At 67.4% G+C, this 23,990-nt stretch carries 33 protein-coding genes; all 33 read right to left on the bottom strand.

Annotated elements, in window-relative coordinates:
- Positions 1 to 170 precede the first annotated feature (170 nt).
- The 33 genes from A3CQ_RS53860 to A3CQ_RS0124410 all read right to left on the bottom strand — a co-directional run bounded on the left by A3CQ_RS53860 (position 171) and on the right by A3CQ_RS0124410 (position 23,934).
- Entirely contained in the window at positions 171 to 812 is a 642-nt protein-coding gene (locus A3CQ_RS53860) for a DUF1707 SHOCT-like domain-containing protein (RefSeq protein ID WP_020513609.1), read from the bottom strand.
- An 11-nt stretch (positions 813 to 823) separates the two neighbouring features.
- Positions 824 to 1,285 carry a DUF1707 SHOCT-like domain-containing protein gene (locus A3CQ_RS0124565; protein WP_026206139.1) on the bottom strand — a complete coding sequence of 154 codons (462 nt, stop codon included), beginning with the start codon at positions 1,283 to 1,285 and terminating at the stop codon, positions 824 to 826.
- A 52-nt stretch (positions 1,286 to 1,337) separates the two neighbouring features.
- Complete coding sequence (gene map / locus A3CQ_RS0124560) at positions 1,338 to 2,171, bottom strand: type I methionyl aminopeptidase (RefSeq protein WP_020513607.1); 834 nt, start codon at positions 2,169 to 2,171, stop codon at positions 1,338 to 1,340.
- Position 2,172: 1 nt separating this feature from the next.
- The gene (locus A3CQ_RS0124555) at positions 2,173 to 2,826 is read right to left on the bottom strand and encodes an adenylate kinase (RefSeq protein ID WP_020513606.1); all 654 of its coding nucleotides are present in this window, start codon (positions 2,824 to 2,826) and stop codon (positions 2,173 to 2,175) included.
- Between the two features lie 65 nt (positions 2,827 to 2,891).
- Entirely contained in the window at positions 2,892 to 4,238 is a 1,347-nt protein-coding gene (secY, locus tag A3CQ_RS0124550; protein ID WP_026206138.1) for a preprotein translocase subunit SecY, read from the bottom strand.
- Positions 4,239 to 4,480: 242 nt separating this feature from the next.
- Positions 4,481 to 4,924, bottom strand: coding sequence for a 50S ribosomal protein L15 (rplO, locus tag A3CQ_RS0124545; protein WP_020513604.1), 444 nt, complete (start codon positions 4,922 to 4,924; stop codon positions 4,481 to 4,483).
- Entirely contained in the window at positions 4,924 to 5,106 is a 183-nt protein-coding gene (gene rpmD / locus A3CQ_RS0124540) for a 50S ribosomal protein L30 (protein WP_026206137.1), read from the bottom strand. Before rpmD ends, rplO begins: the two co-directional genes overlap by 1 nt.
- Positions 5,106 to 5,729 (bottom strand): 30S ribosomal protein S5, encoded by a 624-nt coding sequence (gene rpsE / locus A3CQ_RS0124535; protein ID WP_020513602.1) that lies wholly within the window; start codon positions 5,727 to 5,729, stop codon positions 5,106 to 5,108. Before rpsE ends, rpmD begins: the two co-directional genes overlap by 1 nt.
- 13 nt (positions 5,730 to 5,742) lie before the next feature.
- Complete coding sequence (gene rplR / locus A3CQ_RS0124530; RefSeq protein ID WP_020513601.1) at positions 5,743 to 6,138, bottom strand: 50S ribosomal protein L18; 396 nt, start codon at positions 6,136 to 6,138, stop codon at positions 5,743 to 5,745.
- Positions 6,135 to 6,674 (bottom strand): 50S ribosomal protein L6, encoded by a 540-nt coding sequence (gene rplF, locus A3CQ_RS0124525; RefSeq protein WP_020513600.1) that lies wholly within the window; start codon positions 6,672 to 6,674, stop codon positions 6,135 to 6,137. Before rplF ends, rplR begins: the two co-directional genes overlap by 4 nt.
- 14 nt (positions 6,675 to 6,688) lie before the next feature.
- Positions 6,689 to 7,096: a 30S ribosomal protein S8 gene (gene rpsH / locus A3CQ_RS0124520; protein ID WP_020513599.1), complete on the bottom strand. Its 408-nt coding sequence runs from the start codon at positions 7,094 to 7,096 to the stop codon at positions 6,689 to 6,691.
- Positions 7,097 to 7,176: 80 nt separating this feature from the next.
- The gene (locus A3CQ_RS0124515; protein ID WP_020513598.1) at positions 7,177 to 7,362 is read right to left on the bottom strand and encodes a type Z 30S ribosomal protein S14; all 186 of its coding nucleotides are present in this window, start codon (positions 7,360 to 7,362) and stop codon (positions 7,177 to 7,179) included.
- Positions 7,363 to 7,364: 2 nt separating this feature from the next.
- A complete protein-coding gene (gene rplE / locus A3CQ_RS0124510) occupies positions 7,365 to 7,934 on the bottom strand; it encodes a 50S ribosomal protein L5 (RefSeq protein WP_020513597.1) in 570 nt (189 codons plus the stop codon).
- On the bottom strand, positions 7,934 to 8,254 hold the full coding sequence (gene rplX, locus A3CQ_RS0124505) for a 50S ribosomal protein L24 (protein WP_026206136.1): 321 nt from the start codon (positions 8,252 to 8,254) through the stop codon (positions 7,934 to 7,936). Before rplX ends, rplE begins: the two co-directional genes overlap by 1 nt.
- Positions 8,251 to 8,619: a 50S ribosomal protein L14 gene (gene rplN, locus A3CQ_RS0124500; protein WP_014687766.1), complete on the bottom strand. Its 369-nt coding sequence runs from the start codon at positions 8,617 to 8,619 to the stop codon at positions 8,251 to 8,253. The genes rplX and rplN overlap by 4 nt, the downstream gene beginning before the upstream one ends.
- Before the next feature lie 91 nt (positions 8,620 to 8,710).
- Complete coding sequence (rpsQ, locus tag A3CQ_RS0124495) at positions 8,711 to 8,983, bottom strand: 30S ribosomal protein S17 (protein ID WP_020513595.1); 273 nt, start codon at positions 8,981 to 8,983, stop codon at positions 8,711 to 8,713.
- The gene (gene rpmC / locus A3CQ_RS0124490; RefSeq protein WP_020513594.1) at positions 8,980 to 9,213 is read right to left on the bottom strand and encodes a 50S ribosomal protein L29; all 234 of its coding nucleotides are present in this window, start codon (positions 9,211 to 9,213) and stop codon (positions 8,980 to 8,982) included. Before rpmC ends, rpsQ begins: the two co-directional genes overlap by 4 nt.
- On the bottom strand, positions 9,213 to 9,638 hold the full coding sequence (gene rplP / locus A3CQ_RS0124485) for a 50S ribosomal protein L16 (protein ID WP_020513593.1): 426 nt from the start codon (positions 9,636 to 9,638) through the stop codon (positions 9,213 to 9,215). The genes rpmC and rplP overlap by 1 nt, the downstream gene beginning before the upstream one ends.
- Positions 9,639 to 9,641: 3 nt before the next feature.
- Positions 9,642 to 10,472 (bottom strand): 30S ribosomal protein S3, encoded by an 831-nt coding sequence (rpsC, locus tag A3CQ_RS0124480; protein WP_020513592.1) that lies wholly within the window; start codon positions 10,470 to 10,472, stop codon positions 9,642 to 9,644.
- Positions 10,472 to 10,936 carry a 50S ribosomal protein L22 gene (rplV, locus tag A3CQ_RS0124475; protein ID WP_020513591.1) on the bottom strand — a complete coding sequence of 155 codons (465 nt, stop codon included), beginning with the start codon at positions 10,934 to 10,936 and terminating at the stop codon, positions 10,472 to 10,474. Before rplV ends, rpsC begins: the two co-directional genes overlap by 1 nt.
- Before the next feature lie 36 nt (positions 10,937 to 10,972).
- Positions 10,973 to 11,254, bottom strand: a complete 282-nt coding sequence (rpsS, locus tag A3CQ_RS0124470) for a 30S ribosomal protein S19 (protein WP_020513590.1) — start codon at positions 11,252 to 11,254, stop codon at positions 10,973 to 10,975.
- 15 nt (positions 11,255 to 11,269) lie between these two features.
- Positions 11,270 to 12,109, bottom strand: coding sequence for a 50S ribosomal protein L2 (gene rplB / locus A3CQ_RS0124465; protein ID WP_020513589.1), 840 nt, complete (start codon positions 12,107 to 12,109; stop codon positions 11,270 to 11,272).
- A 14-nt stretch (positions 12,110 to 12,123) separates the two neighbouring features.
- Positions 12,124 to 12,426: a 50S ribosomal protein L23 gene (gene rplW, locus A3CQ_RS0124460; protein ID WP_020513588.1), complete on the bottom strand. Its 303-nt coding sequence runs from the start codon at positions 12,424 to 12,426 to the stop codon at positions 12,124 to 12,126.
- Positions 12,423 to 13,073, bottom strand: a complete 651-nt coding sequence (rplD, locus tag A3CQ_RS0124455; RefSeq protein ID WP_020513587.1) for a 50S ribosomal protein L4 — start codon at positions 13,071 to 13,073, stop codon at positions 12,423 to 12,425. Before rplD ends, rplW begins: the two co-directional genes overlap by 4 nt.
- A complete protein-coding gene (rplC, locus tag A3CQ_RS0124450; protein WP_020513586.1) occupies positions 13,070 to 13,720 on the bottom strand; it encodes a 50S ribosomal protein L3 in 651 nt (216 codons plus the stop codon). Before rplC ends, rplD begins: the two co-directional genes overlap by 4 nt.
- A gap of 13 nt (positions 13,721 to 13,733) precedes the next feature.
- Positions 13,734 to 14,042, bottom strand: a complete 309-nt coding sequence (rpsJ, locus tag A3CQ_RS0124445) for a 30S ribosomal protein S10 (protein ID WP_007073037.1) — start codon at positions 14,040 to 14,042, stop codon at positions 13,734 to 13,736.
- 303 nt (positions 14,043 to 14,345) lie between these two features.
- A complete protein-coding gene (gene tuf, locus A3CQ_RS0124440; RefSeq protein WP_020513585.1) occupies positions 14,346 to 15,539 on the bottom strand; it encodes an elongation factor Tu in 1,194 nt (397 codons plus the stop codon).
- 128 nt (positions 15,540 to 15,667) lie between these two features.
- Positions 15,668 to 17,764 carry an elongation factor G gene (fusA, locus tag A3CQ_RS0124435; protein ID WP_020513584.1) on the bottom strand — a complete coding sequence of 699 codons (2,097 nt, stop codon included), beginning with the start codon at positions 17,762 to 17,764 and terminating at the stop codon, positions 15,668 to 15,670.
- Between the two features lie 87 nt (positions 17,765 to 17,851).
- On the bottom strand, positions 17,852 to 18,322 hold the full coding sequence (gene rpsG / locus A3CQ_RS0124430; RefSeq protein ID WP_020513583.1) for a 30S ribosomal protein S7: 471 nt from the start codon (positions 18,320 to 18,322) through the stop codon (positions 17,852 to 17,854).
- 1 nt (position 18,323) lies between these two features.
- Positions 18,324 to 18,698: a 30S ribosomal protein S12 gene (gene rpsL, locus A3CQ_RS0124425; RefSeq protein WP_014440718.1), complete on the bottom strand. Its 375-nt coding sequence runs from the start codon at positions 18,696 to 18,698 to the stop codon at positions 18,324 to 18,326.
- 398 nt (positions 18,699 to 19,096) lie between these two features.
- A complete protein-coding gene (locus tag A3CQ_RS0124420) occupies positions 19,097 to 19,567 on the bottom strand; it encodes a DUF4190 domain-containing protein (RefSeq protein WP_020513582.1) in 471 nt (156 codons plus the stop codon).
- A 43-nt stretch (positions 19,568 to 19,610) separates the two neighbouring features.
- Positions 19,611 to 19,967 carry a hypothetical protein gene (locus A3CQ_RS0124415; RefSeq protein WP_020513581.1) on the bottom strand — a complete coding sequence of 119 codons (357 nt, stop codon included), beginning with the start codon at positions 19,965 to 19,967 and terminating at the stop codon, positions 19,611 to 19,613.
- A gap of 76 nt (positions 19,968 to 20,043) precedes the next feature.
- Positions 20,044 to 23,934, bottom strand: coding sequence for a DNA-directed RNA polymerase subunit beta' (locus tag A3CQ_RS0124410; RefSeq protein ID WP_020513580.1), 3,891 nt, complete (start codon positions 23,932 to 23,934; stop codon positions 20,044 to 20,046).
- Between the last annotated feature and the right edge of the window lie 56 nt (positions 23,935 to 23,990).

Below are 23,990 nucleotides of genomic sequence, written 5' to 3'. Positions count from 1 at the left end.
GGACCAGCCGCGGCACCCGCTCGCCCTCGAAGCGCTGAGGGCATGCGGGAGTGGACGCTGCGCGCCAAGGAGCCAGTGTACGCGCGCCCCGGGAGCGACGCCAAACCGAGGTCGCCGTGACCCGGGGTCGGGTGTGTCGTGGGCCCTTCAAACGGACAAATTCCGCTTTATCACCCGTCGGCGGCGGGCTTGCGCGGCTTCGGCGGCAGATCGCCCCGCGCCTTGGCCTCCGCGATGAATGCCTTGCGCTGCTCCTTGCTCGGGTTCAGCGGCAACTCGCCGCTCGCGATCGCCTCGCGGTAGAGCATCTTGCGCTCGCGCCGGTGCTCCCGCAGGCGCTGCCGGTGCTCGCTCTCCAGCGCATGCTTGCGGGGCTCGCCCTGGGTCAGGCCGCCGGCGGTGCGCAGGAGCAGCAGCACGCCCCACGGCCCGACCACCCAGACCGGCCAGTAGTACTCCGGGCCGTCCGAGAAGACCGAGCCGAACGCCCAGATCAGCGTGAGGATGACCAGCGTCTTGACCCACGGCCCCCAGACGTGCCCGAGCCAGGCCCGGGTGAGCCCGTCCGGACGGGCCTTGGCCTCCGGCGGCGCCGGCCGCGGGCTGGGCACGACCGGTGCGGCGTTCGGCAGGTCGGTCAGCAAACGGTCGAGATCGCCATAGGTCTTCGCCGTGTACGCCCGTTGCAGCCGCTCGTCGTACTCGCCGAGGTCGAGGCGGCCCTCCTCGAGCGCCGAGCGCAGCTGGCCGGCGACCTGGTGGCGGTCGGCGTCGGCGGCGCGCATCTGCTCCCGGCCCATGTCCTCCACCATGGCAAACCGCCTCAACGACGGCGGCGGCGATCCCGGCGGCCGCTGTCGCCGCCGAACCACTGGCCGAAGACGCCGAGGAGGAGCGGGATGAGCATCCAGACCGGCCAGAAGTACTGCAGCTGGCCGGAGCTGATGCTGGTGATCAGCCAGATCAGGGTGCAGACCAGGATGACGCCGGCGTACGGACCCACCCAGTGGGCCATCTGACGGCCGCCGGGACGCTGAGGGTGGACGGGTGCACCAGGCGGCGGCACGGGAGCGGCAGGCTGGATCTGAGAGTGCTGAACGGGCACCGTGCCGGGCAGGTCGTCGAGCAGACCGTCCAGATCGGCATAGGTCTTGGCCGCGTACGTCCGCTGGAGCCGCTCGTCGTACTCGCTCAGGTCGAGGCGTCCCTCGTCCAAGGCCGACTTCAGCTGTTCCGCGACGGCCTTGCGATCACTGTCACCGGCCCGCATGTCCTCCCGCCCCATGCGTCAAAGCATGCCTCACGCACACCAGCGCCGGTAGGTCAGGTCCGGACGGTCAGGGCTGGCGAGCCGTGACCAGGTCGCCGAGCCGGGCGCGTCCGCCGTCGACCGCGGTGGTGACCCAGACACCGTCCTCGAGCAGGCACATCGTGTGCTCGACGTGCGCGGCCCGCGAGCTGTCCCGGGTGATCACTGTCCAGCCGTCGTCGAGCTCGACCGTCCGCGGCGAGCCCATGGTGATCATCGGCTCGATCGCGAGGCACATGCCCGGGACCAGGCGCGGGCCCTTGCCCGGCTTGCCGTGGTTGAGCACGTGCGGGTCCTGGTGCATCTCGGTGCCGATGCCGTGCCCGCCGTAACCGTCCACGATGCCGTACCGGCCGGCCTTGCGGACCGCCTTCTCCACGTTGAACGAGATGTCGGTGAGGCGGCCCCGGCCGTTGGCGGCGCCACGCGCGGCCGCGGCTATCCCGGCCCACATCGCGTCCTCGGCCACCCCGGCCATCTTGATCAGGGCCGGGTCGGTCTCGCCGACGCCCACCGTGATCGCCGAGTCGCCGTGCCAGCCCTCGAGGACGGCGCCACAGTCCAGCGAGATCAGGTCGCCCTCGACCAGCACCTGGTCGTTGCGGGGGATGCCGTGCACGACCTGCTCGTTTACCGAGGCGCAGATCGTAGCGGGGAAGCCGTGGTAGCCCTTGAACGAAGGAACCGCGCCGGCGTCGCGGATGACCTTCTCGGCGATCGCGTCCAGATCGCCGGTCGAGACGCCGGGCGCGACCGCCTCGCGCATCGCGTCCAGCGCGGCCGCCACCACGAGGCCGGCGCCCCGCATCAGCTCGATCTGTTCGGGTGTCTTCAGCTGAATGTCCAGCTGCGGGCGGCGCATGTCAGCCCCCGTACGACCGCAGAGCGTCTATGGCGCGCACGGTGACGTCCTCGACCGGGCCGGTCGCGTCGATACCCACCAGCTTGCCCTGCGCGCCGAAGAAGTCGACCAGGGGCGCGGTCTTCTCGGCGTACTCGACCAGGCGGTTGGCGATCGTCTCGGCCTTGTCGTCGTCACGCTGGAACAGCTCCGACCCACAGCGGTCGCAGATGTTCTCCTTGCTGGTCGGGTCGAACTCGACGTGCCAGATCTTGCCGCAGCCGCGACAGGTCCGGCGGCCCGAGAGCCGCCGGATGACCTCGTCGTCGTCGACCACAAGCTCCATCACCAGGTCGAGGGCGGTGCCGAGATCGGCGAGGAGCTTGTCGAGTGCCGACGCCTGCGGGACGGTGCGGGGGAAACCGTCCAGCAGGAAACCGTCGCCGGCGTCCGGCTCCGCGAGCCGGTCCCGGACCATGTTGATGGTCACCTCGTCCGGGACCAGCTGCCCGGCGTCCATGTAGCGCTTGGCCTCCACACCCAGCGGCGTGCCCTGCGACACGTTGGCCCGGAAGATGTCGCCGGTCGAGATCTTCGGTACGGCGAGATGGGCGGCGATGAACTCAGCCTGGGTCCCCTTGCCGGCCCCCGGAGGGCCCACCAGCACCAGCCGCACCTACATCGCCTCGCTTAGGTGAGTTGAGATCCTCGACGCGCGAGCCCCCCGGCTCAGCGTCGCCACTACCGGAGGAACCCTTCGTAGTTGCGCTGCATGAGCTGGCTCTCGATCTGCTTCACGGTCTCCAGGCCCACACCCACCATGATCAGCACCGCCGTACCACCGAACGGGAAGTTCTGGTACTGCTTCTGGTTCAGCCAGATGAAGAAGAAGTTCGGCAGAACCGAGATGATGCCCAGGTAGAGAGCACCCGCGAGGGTGATCCGGCTGAGGATGAAGTCCAGGTACTCGGCGGTCGGCTTACCCGGACGGATACCCGGAACGAAACCGCCGTACTTCTTCATGTTGTCCGCGACCTCGGTCGGGTTGAACGTGATCGAGACGTAGAAGTACGTGAAGAAGATGATCAGCAGGAAGTAGACGCCGATGTAGAGCATGCTCGTCGGGTCGGCCAGCCACTTCTGGATCCAGATCTGGTAGCCCTTGAGGTTGTTCTGGTCGAAGAACTGCAGGTACAGCTGCGGCAGGTAGAGCAGCGACGAGCCGAAGATGACCGGGACGACACCGGCCTGGTTGACCTTCAGCGGGATGTAGGTGGAGGTGCCGCCGTACATGCGCCGGCCGATCATGCGCTTGGCGTACTGCACGGGGATGCGCCGCTGCGCCTGCTCGATGAAGACGACCAGGCAGATGATGACCAGCACCAGGCCGATGACGAGCAGGAACTTGCCGACGCCGCTCGACTCCTTGATCGTCCAACCCTCGCCGGGGAGGCGGGCCGCGATCGAGGTGAAGATCAGGACAGACATGCCGTTGCCGACGCCGCGGTCGGTGACCAGCTCGCCGAACCACATCACCATGCCGGTGCCGGCGGTCATGGTCAGCACCAGGATGCTGAGCGTGAGCCACATCGGCAGGCCGGTGTTCTCCGGGATGATCTGCATCTTGGGGTCGGTCTGGTCACAGGCGTTGCCGAACAGCTGTCCGGTGCGCGCGAGCGCGACGAACGCCGAGGACTGGAGAACGGCCAGACCGAGCGTCAGGTACCGGGTGTACTGCGTGATCTTCGCCTGGCCGGACTGGCCCTCCTTGCGGAGCTGCTCGAGGCGGGGGATCACGACAGTGAGCAGCTGCAAGATGATCGACGCGGTGATGTACGGCATGATGCCGAGCGCGAAGACCGACAAGTGCAGCAGCGCCCCGCCGGAGAACAGGTTCAGCAGGTTGAGTACGCCGCCGCCGGTGCCGGCGTCGTTCACCGCTTTGAGACACGTCTGCACGTTGGTGTAGGACACACCGGGGCTCGGCAAGGTGGCGCCCAACCTGTACAGCGCGATCATCGCTACTGTGAACAGCAGTTTCTTGCGCAGGTCAGGCGTCCGGAACGCACTGGTAAAGGCGGAGAGCAACTTCTTCCTCCTGCGCGAGGTTACCGCCGTGTCCGGCGGGTGGGGGAACGGCATCGGTCCGGACGACCGATATCCCTAGCTGGGAACGGACTCTAACAGTCTTGGAGCGGCGCGGTGAGTCACGGTAGGGCTCACCGCGAGTAGGCGTCTGGCCGTCGGGAGAACTGCCTGGTCAGACGCCACAATGGGGATGCTGCCCGGGCGACGCGTTTTCGGCGCCCGGGCGAGCACCCCCACAAGCCTCACAGCTCGGTGGCGGAACCACCGGCTGCTGCGATCTTCTCCTTGGCCGACTCGCTGAAAGCGTGCGCCGAAATGGTCAGCGACACGCCACCCAGCTCGCCGGAGCCGAGGACCTTGACCAGCCGGCCCTTGCGGACCGCGCCGGCCTCGGCCAGCTCCACCGGACCGACCTCGCCGCCGTTGGGGAACAGCTCGGCGAGACGGTCCAGGTTGACGACCTGGAAGACGACCTTGTTCTTGTTCTTGAAGCCCTTCAGCTTCGGCAGGCGCATGTGAATGGGCATCTGCCCACCCTCGAACCTGGCCGGAACCTGGTAACGGGCCTTCGTACCCTTGGTACCGCGACCGGCGGTCTTGCCCTTGGAGCCCTCACCGCGACCCACACGGGTCTTCGCGGTCTTGGCACCGGGCGCCGGGCGGAGGTGGTGGACCTTGATCGCCATTACTCGACCTCCTCAACACTCACGAGGTGGTTCACGGCGAAGATCATGCCCCGGATCTCGGGACGGTCCTCCTTGACCACCACATCGTTGATCCGCTTCAGCCCGAGCGACCGCAGGGAGTCCCGCTGGTTCTGCTTACGGCCGATCTCGGACCGGATCTGGGTGACCTTCAAGCGCGCCATCAGTGCACCGCCGCTTCCGCACGCGCCGCCAGCATGGCCGCCGGCGCCACGTCCTCGACCGGCAGGCCACGGCGAGCCGCGACCTTCTCCGGCGACTCGAGGCCCTTCAGCGCGGCCACCGTCGCGTGCACGATGTTGATCGGGTTCGACGAGCCGAGGCTCTTCGAGAGCACGTCGTGGATGCCGGCGCACTCCAGCACGGCGCGCACCGGGCCACCGGCGATGACGCCGGTACCGGCGGACGCCGGCTTGAGGAGCACCACACCCGCGGCGGCCTCGCCGGTGATCGGGTGCGGGATGGTCGCACCGATCCGCGGCACCTTGAAGAAGTGCTTCTTGGCCTCCTCGACGCCCTTGGCGATGGCCGCGGGCACCTCCTTGGCCTTTCCGTAGCCGATGCCGACGGTGCCGTCGCCGTCGCCCACGATCACCAGGGCGGTGAAGCTGAAGCGACGACCACCCTTGACGACCTTGGCGACGCGGTTGATCGCGACGACCCGCTCGAGATGCGGGGTCTTCTCGACGGGCGCGTTGCCGCGGCCGCCCTCACGGCGGTTGTCCCGGCGGTTGCCACCCTCGGTGTTACCGCCGGACCCGCCGCCTCGGCGCTGCTGACCAGGCATTGGTCAATTCCTCCTAGAACTCGAGTCCGGCTTCGCGGGCGGCGTCCGCCAGCGCGGCGATCCGCCCCGCGTACTTGTTGCCACCGCGGTCGAAGACGACCTTGGAAACGCCCGCGGCCTTTGCCCGCTCGGCGAGGAGCGCGCCGACCTTGCCGGCCAGGGCGCTCTTGTCACCCTCCGCACCCCGCAGCGAGGTGTCGAGGGTGGAGGCCGAAACCAGCGTGTGGCCCTTGAGGTCGTCGACGATCTGCGCGGAGATGTGCCGCGTGGACCGCGTGACGACCAGGCGGGGACGCTCGGCGGTGCCGCGGAGGTTCTTGCGGACCCGGAAGTGCCGGCGCGCCTTTCCCACGGCACGCTTGGCGGCGGCGCCGCCGCCATTGCGGCGCTTGAGCAGCGTGGCGGTCACTTCTTACCTGCCTTTCCAGCCTTGCGGCGGATGACCTCGCCCTGGTACTTGACGCCCTTGCCCTTGTAGGGCTCCGGCGGGCGGATCTTCCGGATGTTGGCGGCGACCTCGCCGACCAGCTGCTTGTCGATGCCCGCGACCGTGAACTGGGTCGGCCGCTCCACCGAGAAGGTGATGCCGGCCGGCGGGGTCACGTTGACCGGGTGCGAGAAGCCCAGGGCGAACTCGAGGTCCTTGCCCTTGGCGGTCACGCGGTAACCGGTGCCGTTGATCTCGAGCGTCTTCTTGTAGCCCTCGGTGACGCCGACGATCATGTTGGCGACCAGGGTGCGCGACAGGCCGTGGAGCTCCTTGGCCCTGCGCTCGTCGTTGGGGCGGTTGACGTGCAGCTCGCCGCCGTCCTGAGCGACCGTGATCGGCTCGGCGACGGTGTGCGAGAGCTCGCCCTTGGGGCCCTTGACCTTGACGGTCTGGCCCGTGATGGTGACATCGACGCCGGCCGGGACCGGGATCGACTTACGTCCGATTCGCGACATGTCAAAGTCTCCAGTTACCAGACGAAGGCGAGGACTTCCCCGCCAACGCTCCGCTTGCGGGCCTGCTTGTCGGTCAGCAGCCCCTGGGACGTCGAAATGATCGCGACGCCCAGGCCGCCGAGCACCCGGGGGAGCTCGTCGGACTTGGCGTAAACCCGAAGGCCGGGCTTGGAAACGCGCTTGATGCCGGCAAGGCTGCGCTCGCGGTTCTGGCCGTACTTGAGCTCAACGACCAGACGCCTGCCGACTGCGCCTTCCTCGGGCTCCTCAGCCGCCCAGGAGGCGATGTAACCCTCGGCCTTGAGGACCTCGGCGATGTTCGCCTTGATCTTCGAGAAGGGCATGGTCACCTTGTCGTGGTACGCCTGGTTGGCGTTACGCAGACGCGTGAGCATGTCTGCGATCGGGTCCGTCATCGTCATGGGTATTCGTCAACCTTTCTCGCCGGGGTTCCCGATCCTTCGACCAGGCCTACGGCGAAGCGGTATTTCAAAAAGTCGGGTTACCAGGAAGCCTTGGACACGCCGGGCAGCTCACCGCGGTGGGCCATGTCCCGCACGCAAACCCGGCACAGGCCGAACTTGCGGTAGACCGAGTGCGGGCGACCGCACTTCTGGCAGCGGGTGTAGGCACGCACAGCGAACTTCGGCTTCGCGGCAGCCTTCAGGATCAGCGCCTTCTTAGCCATGCTCAGTTCTCCTTGAACGGGAAGCCCAGGAGCTTGAGCAGCGCCCGGCCCTCGTCGTCGGTCTCGGCCGTGGTGACCACCGTGATGTCCATGCCCCGCGTCCGATCGATCCGGTCCTGGTCGATCTCGTGGAACACCGACTGCTCGGTGAGGCCGAAGGTGTAGTTGCCGTGGCCGTCCAGCTTGCGTCCGTCCAGACCGCGGAAGTCGCGGATACGCGGCAGCGCGATGGACAGCAGCCGGTCCAGGAACTCCCACATCCGGTCGCCGCGGAGGGTGACCTTCGCGCCGATCGGCATGCCCTCGCGCAGCTTGAACTGCGCGATGGACTTGGTGGCCCGGCGGACCAGCGGCTTCTGACCGGTGATCGTGGTCAGGTCACGCACCGCGCCGTCGATCAGCTTCGCGTCGCGGGCGGCCTCGCCCACACCCATGTTCACGACGACCTTGACCAGGCCGGGGATCTGCATGGGGTTGCCGTAGTTGTACTGCTCCTTGAGCGCGCCCACGACCTCGTTGCGGTACTTCTGCTTGAGGCGCGGCAGCGTCTTGGCTTCGGTTGCGGCAGTCATCAGAGTTCCTTACCGGTCGTACGCGCGATGCGGACCTTCTGGCCGTTGTCGTCGATCCGGTAGCCGATGCGGGTCGGCTTGCCCTGGTCGTCCACGATCTGCACGTTCGAGATGTGGATGGGGGCTTCCTGGGTCACGATGCCGCCGGTCTTCGAACCACGCTGCGACGTGCGAATGCGTTCGTGCTTCTTGACGCGGTTGACGCCCTCGACCAGGACCTTGTCCTGCCGCGGGTAGGCCTGAATGACCTTGCCCTTGGCACCCTTGTCCTTGCCGGCGATGACGACGACCGTGTCGCCCTTCTTGATCTTCACGGTCAGAGCACCTCCGGCGCCAGGCTGATGATCTTCATGAACCGCTTGTCGCGCAGCTCACGACCCACCGGGCCGAAGATGCGGGTACCGCGGGGGTCGCCACCGTCCTTGATGATGACGGCGGCGTTCTCGTCGAACCGGATGTATGAGCCGTCGGGACGCCGCCGCTCCTTGCTGGTGCGGACGATGACCGCCTTGACGACGTCACCCTTCTTCACACCAGCGCCGGGGATGGCGTCCTTGACCGTGGCCACGATGACGTCGCCGATGCTCGCGTAGCGGCGGCCGGAGCCACCGAGCACGCGGATGCACAGGATCTCGCGCGCACCCGTGTTGTCGGCGACACGCAGTCGCGACTCCTGCTGGATCACTGGGGTCTCCTATGTCTGCCAGTTCTTCGACCGGGGCCGAAGCTTGGCGGAACGCTGGTACGCCGGGCCGGCCGGGGCCGGCCCGACGCACTCACTTGGCCTTTTCGAGGATCTCCACGACCCGCCACCGCTTGGTGGCGGAGAGCGGACGGGTCTCCATGAGGAGCACCCGGTCGCCGATACCGCACGCGTTCTGCTCGTCGTGCACCTTCAGCTTGCGGGTGCGACGCAGAACCTTGCCGTAGAGGGCGTGCTTGACGCGGTCCTCGACCTCGACGACGACGGTCTTGTCCATCTTGTCGCTGACCACCAGGCCCTCGCGAACCTTGCGGGTACTCCGCGCCGGAGCGGTCTCGTCACTCATGCTGTCACCTCATCCGGCGCGACCGAGAGCCCAAGCTCTCGCTCACGCATGATCGTGTAGATCTTCGCGATGTCCTTGCGGACCACTTGCAGACGACGATGATTGTCGAGCTGCCCGGTCGCGCCCTGCACGCGAAGATTGAACAGCTCCGCCTTGGCCTCCTTCAGCCGCGAAACCAGCTCCTCCTCGGAGAGTTCTCGCAGCTCACCGGCCTTAACGCCCGCTGCCATCAGCTTTCACCCACTTCGCGCGTCACGATGCGGCACTTCATCGGGAGCTTGTGGATCGCGCGGCGCATCGCCTCGCGCGCGATCGTCTCGTTCGGGAACGACATCTCGAAGAGAATGCGTCCCGGCTTGACGTTCGCCACCCACCACTCGGGAGAGCCCTTACCGGAACCCATCCGGGTCTCGGCCGGCTTCTTGGTCAGGGCCTGGTCGGGGAAGACCGAGATCCAGACCTTGCCGCCACGCTTGATGTGACGGGTCATCGCGATACGAGCCGACTCGATCTGCCGGTTGGTCACGTACGCGGGCTCCAGCGCCTGAATACCGAACTCGCCGAAGACGACCCGGTTGCCGCCCTTGGACGCGCCGTGGCGGTCCGGGTGGTGCGGCTTGCGGAAGCCCTTCGGGGGCTTACGCGGCATCAGCATGGGTCAGCCCTCCTGCTGCGGTTCGGCCGCGGCCGGAGCAGCGGCGGTGTTCTCGGCGGCGGCGGCCTGAGCCTGAGCCGCACGGCCGGCCTCGGTGCCACCCGCGGTCGTGCCGGACGAACCGGAACGGCCACGGCGCGGACGCTCGGGGCGGTCGGCGCGGTCCCGGCGCGGACGCGCGGGAGCCTCGGTGACGACCTCACGACCCGGCACGGCGTCGCCCTTGTAGATCCAGACCTTCACGCCGATGCGGCCGAACGTCGTACGAGCCTCGAAGAAGCCGTACTCGATGTTGGCCCGCAGCGTGTGCAGCGGAACGCGACCCTCACGGTAGAACTCCGTGCGGCTCATCTCCGCGCCGCCGAGGCGGCCGGAGACCTGCACCCGGATGCCCTTGCAGATCGGGTTCTTCATGGCGGACTGCATGGCCTTGCGCATCGCCCGGCGGAAGCTGACCCGGGAGGACAGCTGCTCGGCGACGCCCTGCGCCACGAGCTGCGCGTCCGACTCGGGGTTCTTCACCTCGAGGATGTTCAGCTGCACCTGCTTGCCGGTGAGCTTCTCGAGGCGGCCACGGATCTTGTCGGCCTCCGCGCCCTTGCGGCCGATGACAATGCCCGGCCGGGCGGTGTGGATGTCGACGCGGACCCGGTCACGGGTGCGCTCGATGTCCACCTTGGAGATGCCGGCGCGCTCGAGGCCCTGGGACATCATCTTGCGAATCTTGACGTCTTCGCCGATGTAGTCCTTGTAGAGCTTGTCGGCGAACCACCGGGACTTCCAGTCGGTCGAAATGCCGAGGCGGAATCCGGTGGGATGAACTTTCTGGCCCATTACTCGGACTCCTCCGTCGTCTGGGTCTCGGCGGCCGGCTCAGCACTCTTGGCCGGCGCGGCCTTCTTCGCCGCGGCGGCCTTCTTGGCCGGCCGGGCGACCTGGACCGCCTCGACGGCGATCGTGATGTGGCAGGTGCGCTTGCGGATCCGGTACGCCCGGCCCTGCGCCCGCGGACGGAAACGCTTGAGGGTCGGACCCTCGTCGACGAACGCCTCGCTCACGAGGAGTGCGTCGGGGTCCAGCCGCTCGTTGTTCTCCGCGTTGGCGATCGCGCTGGCGAGCACCTTGTAGACCTGCTCGCTGGCGGCCTGCGGCGCGAACTGCAGGACGGTCAGCGCCTCCTTCGCGGGCAGACCGCGGACGAGGTTGACCACCCGGCGCGCCTTGTTCGGCGAGATGCGCACGTGCCGCGCAACCGCCCGCGCGCCCGGAAGCACCGGAGCGTCGCCCTTGACTGGCATCGCTGTAGCTCCTTGATCCTCTAATCCGTGTATCTGCTAGCGACGACGGCTCTTGCGGTCGTCCTTCTCGTGACCCTTGAACGTGCGGGTCAGAGCGAACTCGCCGAGCTTGTGCCCGACCATGGCCTCGGTGATGAACACCGGGACATGCTTGCGTCCGTCATGCACGGCGATCGTGTGCCCGAGCATGTCGGGGATGATCGTCGAGCGCCGCGACCAGGTCTTGATGACGTTCTTCGAGTTCTTCTCGTTCTGGACTTCCACCTTCTTGAGCAGGTGGTCGTCGACGAACGGGCCCTTCTTCAGGCTGCGAGGCATCTTCTTCTACTCCCGTTACCCGCGCTTGCGGGTGGCGTAGCGGCGGCGAACGATCAGCTTGTCGCTCTCCTGGCCCTTGCGGCGGGTACGGCCCTCGGGCTTACCAGCCGGGTTGACCGGGTGGCGACCACCGGAGGTCTTACCCTCACCACCACCGTGCGGGTGGTCGATCGGGTTCATGGCGACACCGCGGACGGTCGGGCGCTTGCCCTTCCAGCGCATGCGGCCGGCCTTGCCCCAGTTGATGTTCGACTGTTCGGCATTGCCGATCTCGCCGACTGTGGCACGGCAACGGATGTCGACCCGGCGGATCTCACCGGAGGGCATACGCAGCGTGGCGTACGCGCCCTCACGGCCGAGCAGCTGGATGCCGACACCGGCCGAGCGGGCCAGCTTGGCGCCACCGCCGGGACGAAGCTCCACACCGTGGACCGTCGTACCGACCGGGATGTTGCGCAGGGGCAGGTTGTTCCCCGGCTTGATGTCCGCGCCCGGGCCCGACTCCACCGCGTCGCCTTGGTTGAGGTCCTTCGGCGCCAGGATGTAGCGCTTCTCACCGTCGGCGTAGTGCAGCAGGGCGATGCGGGAGGTGCGGTTCGGGTCGTACTCGATGTGCGCGACCTTGGCCGGCACGCCGTCCTTGTCGACCCGCTTGAAGTCGATCAGCCGGTACTGCCGCTTGTGACCGCCGCCCTGGTGCCGGGTGGTGATCCGGCCGTGAACGTTGCGGCCGCCCTTCTTGGGCAGCGGGACCAGCAGAGACTTCTCCGGGGTGGACCGGGTGATCTCGGCGAAGTCGGCGACGCTCGAGCCGCGACGGCCCGGCGTGGTCGGCTTGTACTTACGGATAGCCATTGTTTTACAACCCCTTAGCTGACCGGGCCGCCGAAGGCCTCGATACGGTCACCGTCAGCCAGCTTGACCATCGCGCGCTTGGTCGCCTTGCGCTGACCGAAGCCCGTCCGGGTGCGCTTGCGCTTGCCCTCGCGGTTCGCGGTGTTCACCGTCAGCACGCGCACGTTGAAGATCTGCTGGATCGCGATCTTGATCTGGGTCTTGTTCGCGTCCGGGTGGACGAGGAACGTGTACCAGTTCTGGTCGAGAACGCTGTAGCTCTTCTCGGAGACGATCGGCGCGACGATGATGTCGCGCGGGTCGGCGATCGTGGTCACTTGTTCCCCTCCTCGGAGGCCTCGGCCGGCACGCCCAGGAACTCGTCGAGAGCGTCCTTGGTGAAGACCACCTCGTCGGCGACCAGCACGTCGTACGTGTTCAGCTGACCCGCCTCGATCAGGTGCACGGTCGCCTCGTTGCGCAGCGAGAGCCAGTTCAGCTCGTCGGTGCTGCTCAGGACGACCAGAACCTTGGTCGACTCGGTCGCCTTGCGCAGGGTCGCGATCGCGGCCTTGGTCGACGGCGTCTCGCCGGTGACGAACGCCTCGACCACGTGCACCCGGCCGTCGCGGGCCCGGTCGGAGAGGGCGCCACGCAGGGCGGCGGCCTTCATCTTCTTGGGAGTCCGCTGGCTGTAGTCGCGCGGCACGGGACCGTGCACGACGCCACCACCGGTGAACTGCGGCGCGCGGATCGAGCCCTGGCGGGCACGACCGGTGCCCTTCTGCTTGTAGGGCTTCTTGCCGCCGCCGGCGACCTCGCCGCGGGTCTTGGCCTTCGCCGTGCCCTGCCGCGCCGCGGCGAGCTGCGCCACGACGACCTGGTGCATCAGCGGGATGTTCGCCTGCACGTCGAAGATGTCGTCCGGCAGCTCGACCGAGCCGGCCTTCACGCCCTCGGCGTTGATCACGTCAACCGAGCTCACTGGGCACCGCCCTTCTTAGCCGCGGTGCGGACCAGGATCAGCGCACCCTTGGGACCGGGTACCGCGCCCTTGACCAGCAGCAGGTTGTTCTCGGTGTCCACCGCCTGCACGGTCAGGTTCTGCACGGTGAAACGACGGCTGCCCATCCGGCCGGCCATCCGGACGCCCTTGAAGACGCGACCAGGGGTCGCGCAGGCGCCGATCGAGCCGGGCGAGCGGTGCTTGCGCTCGACGCCGTGGCTCGACTTGAGGCCGTGGAAGCCGTGCCGCTTCATGACACCGGCGTAGCCCTTGCCCTTGGTCTTGCCGGTGACGTCGATCGGCGAGCCGACCTCGAACGAGTCGACCGTGATCTCCTGGCCGGGCTCGTACTCGCCGGCGTCGGTGGTGCGCAGCTCCACGAGGTGGCGCCGCGGCGACACACCGGCCTTGGCGTAGTGGCCGCTCTTCGGCTTGTTGACCTTGCGCGGGTCGATCGAGCCGAACGCCAGCTGGACGGCCGAGTAGCCGTCCTTGTCATCGGTGCGGACCTGAGTCACGACGCACGGGCCGGCCTGCACCACGGTGACCGGGACGACCTTGTTGTTGTCCCAGACCTGGGTCATGCCGAGCTTGGCGCCCAGGATCCCCTTAACTTGCCTGTCCATTAGTCGCAGATCCCTACAGCTTGATCTCGATGTCGACGCCAGCCGGCAGGTCGAGGCGCATGAGCGAGTCGACCGTCTTCGGAGTCGGGTCGATGATGTCGATCAGACGCTTGTGCGTGCGCATCTCGAAGTGCTCGCGCGAGTCCTTGTACTTGTGCGGCGAACGGATCACGCAGAAACGGTTGATCTCCGTGGGCAGCGGCACCGGGCCAGCAACCTGCGCCCCGGTACGCGTAACCGTCTCGACGATCTTCCGCGCCGAGGAGTCGACGACCTCGTGGTCATAGGCCTTGAGCCGGATGCGGATCTTCTGTCCCGCCATGGTGGCTTCTGTTTCCTTCTCTCGATGCCGCTACGTGCGAGAGCGGTAGCTCTCGCATGCCCGCAGGACCGTTGATCCTGCGTTGTCCGACCCCCGCGGTCGGGCGTGTCGCGCCTGCTGTCGCTATGCAGCCTTGTCAAGCAACTCGATCACGGGGATCTGGAGTGCCGGGCGGGCCCAAAACACACCCGGACACCCGGCGAGGGTGGCTGGCTCCTCAAGAGCAACCAACCACCCCGCGCGGACGCAACCTGACTAGTATGCCGGATTCTCTCCGGCAACGCTAATCGGGGCTACCTTTAACTACTTGTTGATCTTCGTGACCGTTCCGGCGCCGACGGTGCGGCCACCCTCGCGGATCGCGAACTTCAGACCCTGCTCCATGGCGATCGGCTGGATCAGCTTGACCGACATGCTGGTGGAGTCGCCCGGCATGACCATCTCGGTGCCCTCGGGCAGCGTGACGACGCCGGTGACGTCCGTGGTGCGGAAGTAGAACTGCGGGCGGTAGTTCTGGAAGAACGGGGTGTGCCGGCCGCCCTCCTCCTTGGAGAGGATGTAGACCTGGCCCTCGAACTCCGTGTGCGGGGTCGTGGTGCCCGGCTTGATGACAACCATGCCGCGCTCGACGTCCTCGCGCTTGATACCGCGCAGCAGCAGGCCGACGTTCTCACCCGCGCGGGCCTCGTCGAGCAGCTTGCGGAACATCTCGATGCCGGTGCAGACGGTCTTCGTCGACTTCTCGCGGATGCCGACGATCTCGACCTCCTCGTTCGGCTTGAGGATGCCGCGCTCGGCCCGGCCGGTGACGACCGTGCCACGACCGGTGATCGTGAAGACGTCCTCGATGGGCATGAGGAACGGCTTCTCGGTGTCACGCTCGGGCTGCGGGATCGCGGTGTCGACCGCGTTCATCAGCTCGAGGAGCTTCTCGGTCCACTCCGCGTCGCCCTCGAGCGCCTTGAGCGCCGAGACGCGGACGACCGGCAGGTCGTCGCCCGGGAACTCGTAGGTGCTGAGCAGCTCGCGAACCTCGAGCTCGACGAGCTCGAGGAGCTCCTCGTCGTCGACCATGTCCGACTTGTTCAGAGCCACGACGATGTACGGAACGCCGACCTGGCGGGCCAGGAGCACGTGCTCCTTGGTCTGCGGCATCGGGCCGTCGGTCGCGGCGACCACCAGGATCGCGCCGTCCATCTGGGCGGCACCGGTGATCATGTTCTTGATGTAGTCGGCGTGGCCGGGGCAGTCCACGTGCGCGTAGTGACGCGCCGCGGTCTGGTACTCGACGTGCGCGATCGAGATCGTGATGCCGCGGGCCTTCTCCTCCGGCGCCTTGTCGATCTCGTCGAACGGGGTGTACGGGTTGAGGTCCGGGTACTGGTCGTGCAGGACCTTGGTGATGGCCGCAGTCAGCGTCGTCTTACCGTGGTCGATGTGACCAATGGTGCCGATGTTGACGTGCGGCTTAGTCCGCTCGAACTTCGCCTTCGCCACTGGTGTCCTCCTGTGGACTGATCATTACTTTGCCCGGCACGCCCGATAAGGCGACTGGGACTCTGTCGACTGCTCGCGCGCGTGCGGTCCTCGACGGACCGCACGCGCCTCAACGCTTCTGGTACGGACTAGGCGCCCGTAGCCTTGGCGATGATCTCCTTCGCGACGTTCTGCGGAACCTCGGCGTAGGAGTCGAACTGCATGCTGTAGCTGGCCCGGCCCTGGGTCTTCGACCGGAGGTCGCCCACATAGCCGAACATCTCGGAGAGCGGCACCAGGGCCTTGACGACTCGGGCGCCGGAGCGCTCCTCCATCGACTGGATGATGCCACGCCGCGAGTTGAGGTCGCCGATGACGTCGCCCATGTTGTCCTCGGGCGTCGTCACCTCGACGGCCATCATCGGCTCGAGCAGTGCGGGGTCGGCCTTGCGGGCCGCCTCCTTCATCACCATCGAGCCGGCGATCTTGAAGGCCATCTCGGACGAGTCGACCTCGTGGTACTGGCCGTCGAGCAGGGTCAGCTTGACGCCGACCAGCGGGTAGCCGGCGAGAACGCCGTACTGCATGGCGTCCTGCGCGCCCGCGTCCACCGAGGGGATGAACTCCTTGGGGATGCGGCCGCCGGACACGGCGTTGACGAACTCGTAGGTGGGGCCGTCCGCCGCGAGCGGCAGCGGCTCCAGCTTGACGATGACCTTGGCGTACTGGCCCGAGCCACCGGTCTGCTTCTTGTGGACGTAGTCGAGCTTCTCCACGGTGCCGCGGATCGTCTCGCGGTACGCCACCTGCGGCTTACCGATGTTCGCCTCGACGTTGAACTCGCGCCGCATGCGGTCGACGAGGATGTCGAGGTGCAGCTCGCCCATGCCGGCGATGACCGTCTGCCCGGTCTCCTCGTCGTTCCAGACGCGGAAGGTCGGGTCCTCCTCGGCCAGGCGCTGGATCGCGGTGCCCAGCTTCTCCTGGTCCGACTTGGTCTTCGGCTCGATGGCGACCTGGATGACCGGCTCCGGGAAGGTCATCGACTCCAGGATGACCGGGTTCGCCGGGTCGCTGAGCGTGTCGCCGGTCGTGGTCTGCTTGAGACCCTGCACGGCGATGATGTCGCCGGCATGCGCCGTTGGCCGCTCCTCACGCTTGTTCGCGTGCATCTGGTAGATCTTGCCGATCCGCTCCTTGCGGTCCTTGGTGGAGTTGACCACCTGGGAACCGGAATCGAGCGTGCCGGAGTAGACCCGCACGTACGTGAGCTTGCCGAGGTGCTTGTCGGTCTGGATCTTGAAGGCCAGCGCCGAGAACGGCTCGCTGACCGAGGGCTGGCGCTGCAGCGGCGTCTCGCCGTCGGTCGCGGTGCCCTCGATGGCCGGGATGTCCAGCGGCGACGGCAGGTAGTCGACCACGGCGTCGAGCATGGGCTGCACGCCCTTGTTCTTGAACGCCGAGCCGCACAGCACCGGGTTGGCCTTGCTGGCGATCGTGGCGCGCCGGACGGCCGCCTTGATCTCGGCCACCGAGAGCTCCTCGCCCTCGAGGTACTTGAGCATGACGTCGTCGTCGACGTCGGCCAGGGTCTCGATCAGCTTCTCGCGCCACTCGTTCGCGGAGTCCAGCAGGTCGGCCGGGATCTCCTCGATCGCGTAGTCGTCACCCTTCTTGGTCTCGCCACGCCAGGTGAGGGCGCGCATCTCGACCAGGTCCACGACGCCGATGAAGTCGGCCTCGAGCCCGATCGGGATCTGCAGGACAAGCGGGGTCGCGTTGAGCCGGTCGATCATCATCTGCACGCAGCGGAAGAAGTCGGCACCGGTCCGGTCGAGCTTGTTGACGAAGCACATACGCGGGACGTGGTACTTGTCCGCCTGACGCCAGACGTTCTCGGTCTGCGGCTCCACGCCGGCAACACCGTCGTAGACCGCGACCGCTCCGTCGAGCACGCGCAGGGACCGCTCGACCTCGACCGTGAAGTCGACGTGGCCGGGCGTGTCGATGATCTGGATCGTGTGACCCTTCCACTCGGCCTTGGTGGCGGCGGAAGTGATCGTGATACCGCGTTCCTGCTCCTGCTCCATCCAGTCCATGACGGCAGCGCCCTCGTGGACCTCACCGATCTTGTACGTGATGCCGGTGTAGAACAGGATGCGCTCGGTCGTCGTGGTCTTACCAGCGTCGATGTGCGCCATGATGCCGATGTTGCGTACGTTGGCGAGCGCGTCTGCGGCGGCCACTTCAATCCCTACTTTTCTTCGTCGTCGTCTCGTGAACCGGTACGACTTGCCGCGTGGCCCGGCCTGAGTCGGGCCGGCGGCGGTGTCTTACCAGCGGTAGTGCGCGAAGGCCTTGTTGGACTCCGCCATCTTGTGGGTGTCCTCACGCCGCTTGACGGCGGCGCCGAGGCCGTTGCTGGCATCGAGCAGCTCGTTCTGGAGACGCTCGATCATGGTCTTCTCACGGCGGGCCTTGGAGTACTGGACCAGCCAACGCAGACCGAGAGTGGTCTGCCGCGGGGTACGGACCTCGACCGGCACCTGGTAGGTCGCGCCACCGACGCGGCGGCTGCGGACCTCGAGGGTCGGCTTGACGTTGTCCATCGCGCGCTTGAGCGTCACGACGGGGTCGGTGCCGCTCTTCTCCCGGCAACCCTCGAGCGCGCCGTACACGATGCGCTCGGCCAGCTGGCGCTTGCCACCGATCAGGATCTTGTTGATCAGCTGAGTGACCAGCGGGGAGTTGTAAACCGGGTCCGCGACCACTGGGTGGCGCGGAGCGGGGCCCTTACGCGGCATGTCAGCTCTTCTCCTTCTTCGCGCCGTAACGGCTGCGGGCCTGCTTGCGGTTGCGGACACCCTGGGTGTCCAGCGAACCGCGGACGATCTTGTACCGAACGCCGGGGAGGTCCTTCACCCGGCCGCCACGCACGAGCACGATCGAGTGCTCCTGCAGGTTGTGGCCGACACCGGGGATGTACGCCGTGACCTCGATCTGGCTGCTGAGCTTCACACGAGCGACCTTGCGCAGCGCAGAGTTCGGCTTCTTGGGGGTGGTGGTGTACACGCGCGTGCACACGCCGCGCCGCTGAGGACTACCTTTCAGCGCCGGCGTCTTGGTCTTGCTCGTCTTCGCCTGGCGGCCCTTGCGGACCAGCTGCTGGATCGTGGGCACCGGGTTTCTCCGCTCCCTTCGGCCGCGTCCATCCGCGGCCGCACCGTCTCGTTATGCCTGTGTGTGCCGGATGGCTCCGGCACCCGCGGTCGGGCGTGTCGTCCGGCTCACGGTCCCGCCACGCGTGGTCGCGTACCGGGTCTTGTCTGTGTCGTCGCTCCGATCACGTCGGAACGCCGAATCTCGGCGTGCTGATACCCCGTCCTTGTTATTCGACTCGGGCGCACGCACGAGTTGCCCGGGCAAGCCCGGGCACGGAGGGAAAGAGTACCCACCTCGAGCAGCCAGGTCAAAATCGACAGGGCTGGCTCCTTGCGACGGATATCTCCGATACAAGTGTACCGGGTCCCCGAGACAGCTTTACCGCGGTGTCCGGATACCGGATTGGGGAGGTTGCGTCAGGTCCCGGAGGACGACAGCTGTAACACCAAAGCCAACGCCAGGGCGCCCAGCGCAATTCCCGCGCCCGCGGCTCCACACGAGATACCCGCGATCGCGAGGCCGCGGCCGGTGAAGCGCACCTGCCCGCTCGTGCCGGAGCCGCGGATCTGCCGGCGGGCGACCAGACCCACCACGATGGCGCCGACCCCACCGATCACGCTGAGCAGCGTGAAGGCGCCGGCCACCAGAGCACCCCAGCCACCGTCGGCGCCGAGCAGTCCGAAGCAGAGCACCAGAAACGACACCAGGATGGCCGCTATACCGGCCAGCAGCGAGCCGATCGCGAGACCCGAGGTGATCGGCTCGACCCGCAACTGGACCAGGCCGAACTCGGTGCCCGGCACGGGGTCGACCCGCTCGGGCTGCCAGCGTCCCGACGGCGGGGGCGGAGGCACGGGCGCCGAGTACGGATACGGCTGCTGGGTCATGACACGAGGATGTCACCCGTACGGGTCAAGGCGCAGCCCGGCCCTAGTCGGTGCCGGGCGCGAAGTGGGCGCCCGCGGGCGACGACGCCAGATGCAGCAGCCCGGCGATCGTGGCCACCACCAGCGTGGCGATGGCCAGCACGATGCCGGCCCAGGCCAGCCGCCGGCCACGACGGATCCACGCCGAGCCGGTCAGATAACCCTTCGCCGCGTACGCGTCCCGGGCGGTCTGGCGCGCGAGCAGCAACGCCACCGTGGCTGGAATCACACCACCGACGAACGCCCCGGTCAGGAAGCCCACCAGGCCGAGCGCGAAGACGGCCCGTGCCTTCGACGAGCGTGCCGGGTCCGGGTCCAGGGGGTGGCGCGTGGGTGGCGCGGCGGCGGGAAGAGTCACCACCCCATCTTAGGAACGCCGCGCCTGGAGAAGCAGAGGGCGGCCGCGCAGCGCGCGACCGCCCTCCGTCATGCCACTGTCAGCGGTAGGACCCGAAATCGAAGTCGTCCAGCGGCACAGCCTGCCCGCTGGCCGGCCCGAAGCCGTAGTCCGTCTCCGGGTACCCGGTCATCGAGTACACCTTGGCCTTGGCCTCCTCGGTCGGCTCGACCCGGATGTTGCGGTACTTGCTGATGCCCGTACCGGCCGGGATGAGCTTGCCGATGATCACGTTCTCCTTGAGGCCGACGAGCGAGTCGCTGCGCGAGTTGATCGCCGCGTCGGTCAGCACCCGGGTGGTCTCCTGGAAGGAGGCCGCCGAAAGCCAGGAGTCGGTGGCCAGCGAGGCCTTGGTGATACCCATCAGCACCGGACGACCGGCGGCGGGCTCGCCACCCTCGCCGACGAGCCGGCGGTTCTCCGACTCGAACAGCGCCCGGTCGACCAGGACACCCGGAAGGAACTCCGCGGCGCCCGAGTCGATGACCGTCACCCGCTTCAGCATCTGGCGGATGATGATCTCGATGTGCTTGTCGTGGATGAGCACACCCTGCGAGCGGTAGACCTCCTGGACCTCCTGGGTCAGGTGGACCTGGACCGCCCGCGGACCCATGATCCGCAGAAGCTCGTGCGGGTCGATGGTGCCCTCGGTCAGCTTCTCGCCGACCTGGACGTGGTCGCCGTCGTGGGCCCGGAGCTTGACGCGCTTGGAGATCTTGTCGTACACGATCTCCTCGCTGCCGTCGTCCGGCACCACGATGATCTTCCGCGAGCGCTCGCCGTCCTCGATGCGGATGCGTCCCGGGGTGTCGGCGATGGGCGCCTTGCCCTTGGGCACGCGGGCCTCGAAGATCTCCTGCACACGCGGCAGACCCTGGGTGATGTCCTCACCCGCGACACCACCGGTGTGGAAGGTACGCATCGTCAGCTGGGTACCCGGCTCACCGATCGACTGGGCCGCGATGATGCCGACCGCCTCGCCGATGTCGACCGCCTTGCCGGTCGGCAGCGAACGGCCGTAGCAGGCCGCGCACACGCCGAGCTTCGACTCGCAGGTCAGAACGCTGCGCACCCGGACGTGCTCGACGCCGGCCGCGACCAGCTGCTCGACCAGGATCGAGTTGAGGTCGGCGCCGCGAGGCACCACCACGTCGCCGTTGGCGTTCTTGACGTCCTCGGCCAGCGTACGGGCGTGCACGCCGGTCTCGGCGTGGGTGTGCACGACGAGCGTGCCGTCCGCCTCGCGGTCCGCCACCTGCATCGGGATTGCGCGGTCGGTGCCGCAGTCCTCCTCGCGGATGATGACGTCCTGCGAGACGTCCACCAGACGACGGGTCAGGTAACCCGAGTCGGCGGTACGCAGAGCGGTGTCGGCCAGGCCCTTGCGGGCGCCGTGCGTGGAGATGAAGTACTCCAGCACGGTGAGACCCTCGCGGTACGACGACGTGATCGGCCGCGGGATGATCTCGCCCTTGGGGTTGGCCACCAGACCACGGATCGCGGCGATCTGCCGGAGCTGGAGGAGGTTACCGCGAGCGCCGGAGTTGATCATCACCCAGAGCGGGTTCTCCTGCGGCAGCGCCGTCTCCATCTCCTTGGAGATCTCGTTGGTCGCCTTGGTCCAGATCTCGATGAGCTCGCCGCGACGCTCCTCGGCGGTCATCAGACCACGCTGGTACTGCTTGTCGATCCGGTCCGCCTCGACCTGGTAGCGCTGCAGGATCTCCGGCTTGCGCGGGGGGCCGATGACGTCGCCCATGCCGATCGTCACACCGGACCAGGTGGCCCAGTGGAAGCCGGCCTCCTTGAGCGCGTCCAGGGTCGCCGCGAGGGCGACCTTGGGGAAGCGCTCGGCGAGGTCGTTGACGATCGCCGACAGCTGACCCTTGCGGATCTCGTAGTTGACGAAGCGGTACCCCGGGGGCAGCGTCTCGTTGAAGATCACCCGTCCCAGGGTGGTCTCGACGAGCAGGTTCTCGCCCTCGGTCCAGTCCTCGGGTGCGTCCCACTTTGCGCCCTTGGCGCCGTTGTCGACGCCGACGACCTCCCGCAGCCGGATCTTCACCGGAGCCTGCAGGTGGAGCTCGCCGTTGTCGAACGCCATCCGGGCCTCGGCGTCCGAGCTGAACACCCGGCCCTCACCCTTGGCGCCAGGGGTCTGGTGCGTCAGGTAGTACAGGCCGATGACCATGTCCTGGGTAGGCATGGTGACCGGCTTGCCGTCGGCCGGCTTGAGGATGTTGTTCGAGGACAGCATCAGGATCCGCGCCTCGGCCTGCGCCTCGGCGGACAGCGGCACGTGCACCGCCATCTGGTCGCCGTCGAAGTCGGCGTTGAACGCCGTGCAGACCAGCGGGTGGATCTGGATCGCCTTGCCCTCGACCAGCTGCGGCTCGAAGGCCTGGATGCCGAGGCGGTGCAGGGTCGGCGCGCGGTTCAGCAGCACGGGGTGCTCGCTGATGACCTCCTCCAGGACGTCCCACACGACCGGCCGCTGACGCTCGACCATCCGCTTGGCCGACTTGATGTTCTGCGCGTGGTTCAGGTCGACCAGGCGCTTCATCACGAACGGCTTGAACAGCTCCAGCGCCATCTGCTTCGGCAGGCCGCACTGGTGCAGCTTGAGCCGGGGGCCGACGACGATGACGGAGCGGCCGGAGTAGTCGACGCGCTTGCCCAGCAGGTTCTGCCGGAAGCGGCCCTGCTTGCCCTTGAGCATGTCGGACAGCGACTTGAGCGGGCGGTTGCCCGGGCCGGTGACCGGCCGGCCGCGGCGGCCGTTGTCGAACAGCGCGTCGACGGCCTCCTGCAGCATCCGCTTCTCGTTGTTGACGATGATCTCGGGAGCACCCAGGTCGATCAGGCGCTTGAGCCGGTTGTTCCGGTTGATGACCCGGCGGTACAGGTCGTTCAGGTCGCTGGTCGCGAAGCGGCCACCGTCGAGCTGCACCATCGGGCGCAGGTCCGGCGGGATGACCGGGACGCAGTCCAGCACCATGCCGAGCGGCGAGTTGCGGGTGTTCAGGAACGCGGCGACGACCTTGAGCCGCTTGAGGGCACGGATCTTCCGCTGGCCCTTACCGCTGCGGATGATCTCCCGCAGGTTCTCGGCCTCGGCGTCCAGATCCATGTTCTCGAGCAGCGCCTTGATGGCCTCGGCGCCCATGCCGCCGGTGAAGTACTCACCGAAGCGGTCCCGCAGCTCGCGGTAGAGCAGCTCGTCGGTGACCAGCTGCTTGGAGTCGAGCTTGCGGAAGGTGTCGAGCACCTCGTCGAGGCGGTCGATCTCGCGCTGCGCCTTGTCACGGATCTGGCGCATCTCGCGCTCGCCGGCCTCCTTGACCTTGCGGCGCACGTCCGCCTTGGCCCCTTCGGCCTCGAGCTCGGCCAGGTCCTGCTCGAGCTTGGCGGCGCGCTTCTCGATCTCCGAGTCGCGACCGTTCTCGCTCTGGCGCTTCTCGGCGAAGATCTCGTTCTCGATCGTCGACATGTCACGGTGACGCGACTCGGCGTCCACCGACGTGATCACGTACGACGCGAAGTAGATGATCTTCTCGAGATCCTTCGGAGCCAGGTCGAGCAGGTAGCCCAGTCGGCTCGGCACACCCTTGAAGTACCAGATGTGCGTGACCGACGCCGCCAGCTCGATGTGGCCCATGCGCTCACGGCGGACCTTGGACCGGGTCACCTCGACGCCGCAGCGCTCACAGATGATGCCCTTGAACCGGACCCGCTTGTACTTGCCGCAGTAGCACTCCCAGTCCCGCTGCGGACCGAAGATCTTCTCGCAGAAGAGTCCGTCCTTCTCGGGCTTGAGGGTGCGGTAGTTGATCGTCTCGGGCTTCTTGACCTCGCCGTGCGACCACTGCCGGATGTCGTCGGCGGTCGCCAGGCCGATACGCAACTCGTCGAAGAAGTTGACGTCGAGCACTTGGACTATCCCTCGTGTTTCGTTGCTCGGGTGAATTCAAGGCCGGCGGGGGGCGC

The sequence above is a fragment of the Paractinoplanes globisporus DSM 43857 genome (assembly GCF_000379645.1).
GTDB classification, from domain to species: Bacteria; Actinomycetota; Actinomycetes; order Mycobacteriales; family Micromonosporaceae; genus Actinoplanes; species Actinoplanes globisporus.
This window is presented reverse-complemented; position numbering and strand designations above follow the sequence as displayed.

What these genes read in the sequence shown, in the direction of transcription:
- rplF (WP_020513600.1), bottom strand. Translation starts at nt 6,674, where the DNA reads ATGTCGCGAATCGGACGTAAGTCGATCCCGGTCCCGGCCGGCGTCGAT.
- rpsE (WP_020513602.1), bottom strand. Translation starts at nt 5,729, where the DNA reads ATGCCTGGTCAGCAGCGCCGAGGCGGCGGGTCCGGCGGTAACACCGAG.
- rpsJ (WP_007073037.1), bottom strand. Translation starts at nt 14,042, where the DNA reads ATGGCGGGACAGAAGATCCGCATCCGGCTCAAGGCCTATGACCACGAG.
- rpsQ (WP_020513595.1), bottom strand. Translation starts at nt 8,983, where the DNA reads ATGAGTGACGAGACCGCTCCGGCGCGGAGTACCCGCAAGGTTCGCGAG.
- A3CQ_RS0124420 (WP_020513582.1), bottom strand. Translation starts at nt 19,567, where the DNA reads ATGACCCAGCAGCCGTATCCGTACTCGGCGCCCGTGCCTCCGCCCCCG.
- map (WP_020513607.1), bottom strand. Translation starts at nt 2,171, where the DNA reads ATGCGCCGCCCGCAGCTGGACATTCAGCTGAAGACACCCGAACAGATC.
- rplO (WP_020513604.1), bottom strand. Translation starts at nt 4,924, where the DNA reads ATGGCGATCAAGGTCCACCACCTCCGCCCGGCGCCCGGTGCCAAGACC.
- rpmC (WP_020513594.1), bottom strand. Translation starts at nt 9,213, where the DNA reads ATGGCAGCGGGCGTTAAGGCCGGTGAGCTGCGAGAACTCTCCGAGGAG.
- rpsS (WP_020513590.1), bottom strand. Translation starts at nt 11,254, where the DNA reads ATGCCTCGCAGCCTGAAGAAGGGCCCGTTCGTCGACGACCACCTGCTC.
- rplV (WP_020513591.1), bottom strand. Translation starts at nt 10,936, where the DNA reads ATGCCAGTCAAGGGCGACGCTCCGGTGCTTCCGGGCGCGCGGGCGGTT.
- A3CQ_RS0124515 (WP_020513598.1), bottom strand. Translation starts at nt 7,362, where the DNA reads ATGGCTAAGAAGGCGCTGATCCTGAAGGCTGCCGCGAAGCCGAAGTTC.
- rplB (WP_020513589.1), bottom strand. Translation starts at nt 12,109, where the DNA reads ATGGCTATCCGTAAGTACAAGCCGACCACGCCGGGCCGTCGCGGCTCG.
- rplP (WP_020513593.1), bottom strand. Translation starts at nt 9,638, where the DNA reads ATGCTGATGCCGCGTAAGCCCCCGAAGGGCTTCCGCAAGCCGCACCAC.
- A3CQ_RS0124565 (WP_026206139.1), bottom strand. Translation starts at nt 1,285, where the DNA reads ATGGGGCGGGAGGACATGCGGGCCGGTGACAGTGATCGCAAGGCCGTC.
- rpmD (WP_026206137.1), bottom strand. Translation starts at nt 5,106, where the DNA reads ATGGCGCGCTTGAAGGTCACCCAGATCCGGTCCGAGATCGGCCGTAAG.
- rpsC (WP_020513592.1), bottom strand. Translation starts at nt 10,472, where the DNA reads ATGGGCCAGAAAGTTCATCCCACCGGATTCCGCCTCGGCATTTCGACC.
- rplE (WP_020513597.1), bottom strand. Translation starts at nt 7,934, where the DNA reads ATGACTGCCGCAACCGAAGCCAAGACGCTGCCGCGCCTCAAGCAGAAG.
- rpsH (WP_020513599.1), bottom strand. Translation starts at nt 7,096, where the DNA reads ATGACGATGACGGACCCGATCGCAGACATGCTCACGCGTCTGCGTAAC.
- A3CQ_RS53860 (WP_020513609.1), bottom strand. Translation starts at nt 812, where the DNA reads ATGGTGGAGGACATGGGCCGGGAGCAGATGCGCGCCGCCGACGCCGAC.
- rpsG (WP_020513583.1), bottom strand. Translation starts at nt 18,322, where the DNA reads ATGCCGCGTAAGGGCCCCGCTCCGCGCCACCCAGTGGTCGCGGACCCG.
- rplC (WP_020513586.1), bottom strand. Translation starts at nt 13,720, where the DNA reads ATGGACAGGCAAGTTAAGGGGATCCTGGGCGCCAAGCTCGGCATGACC.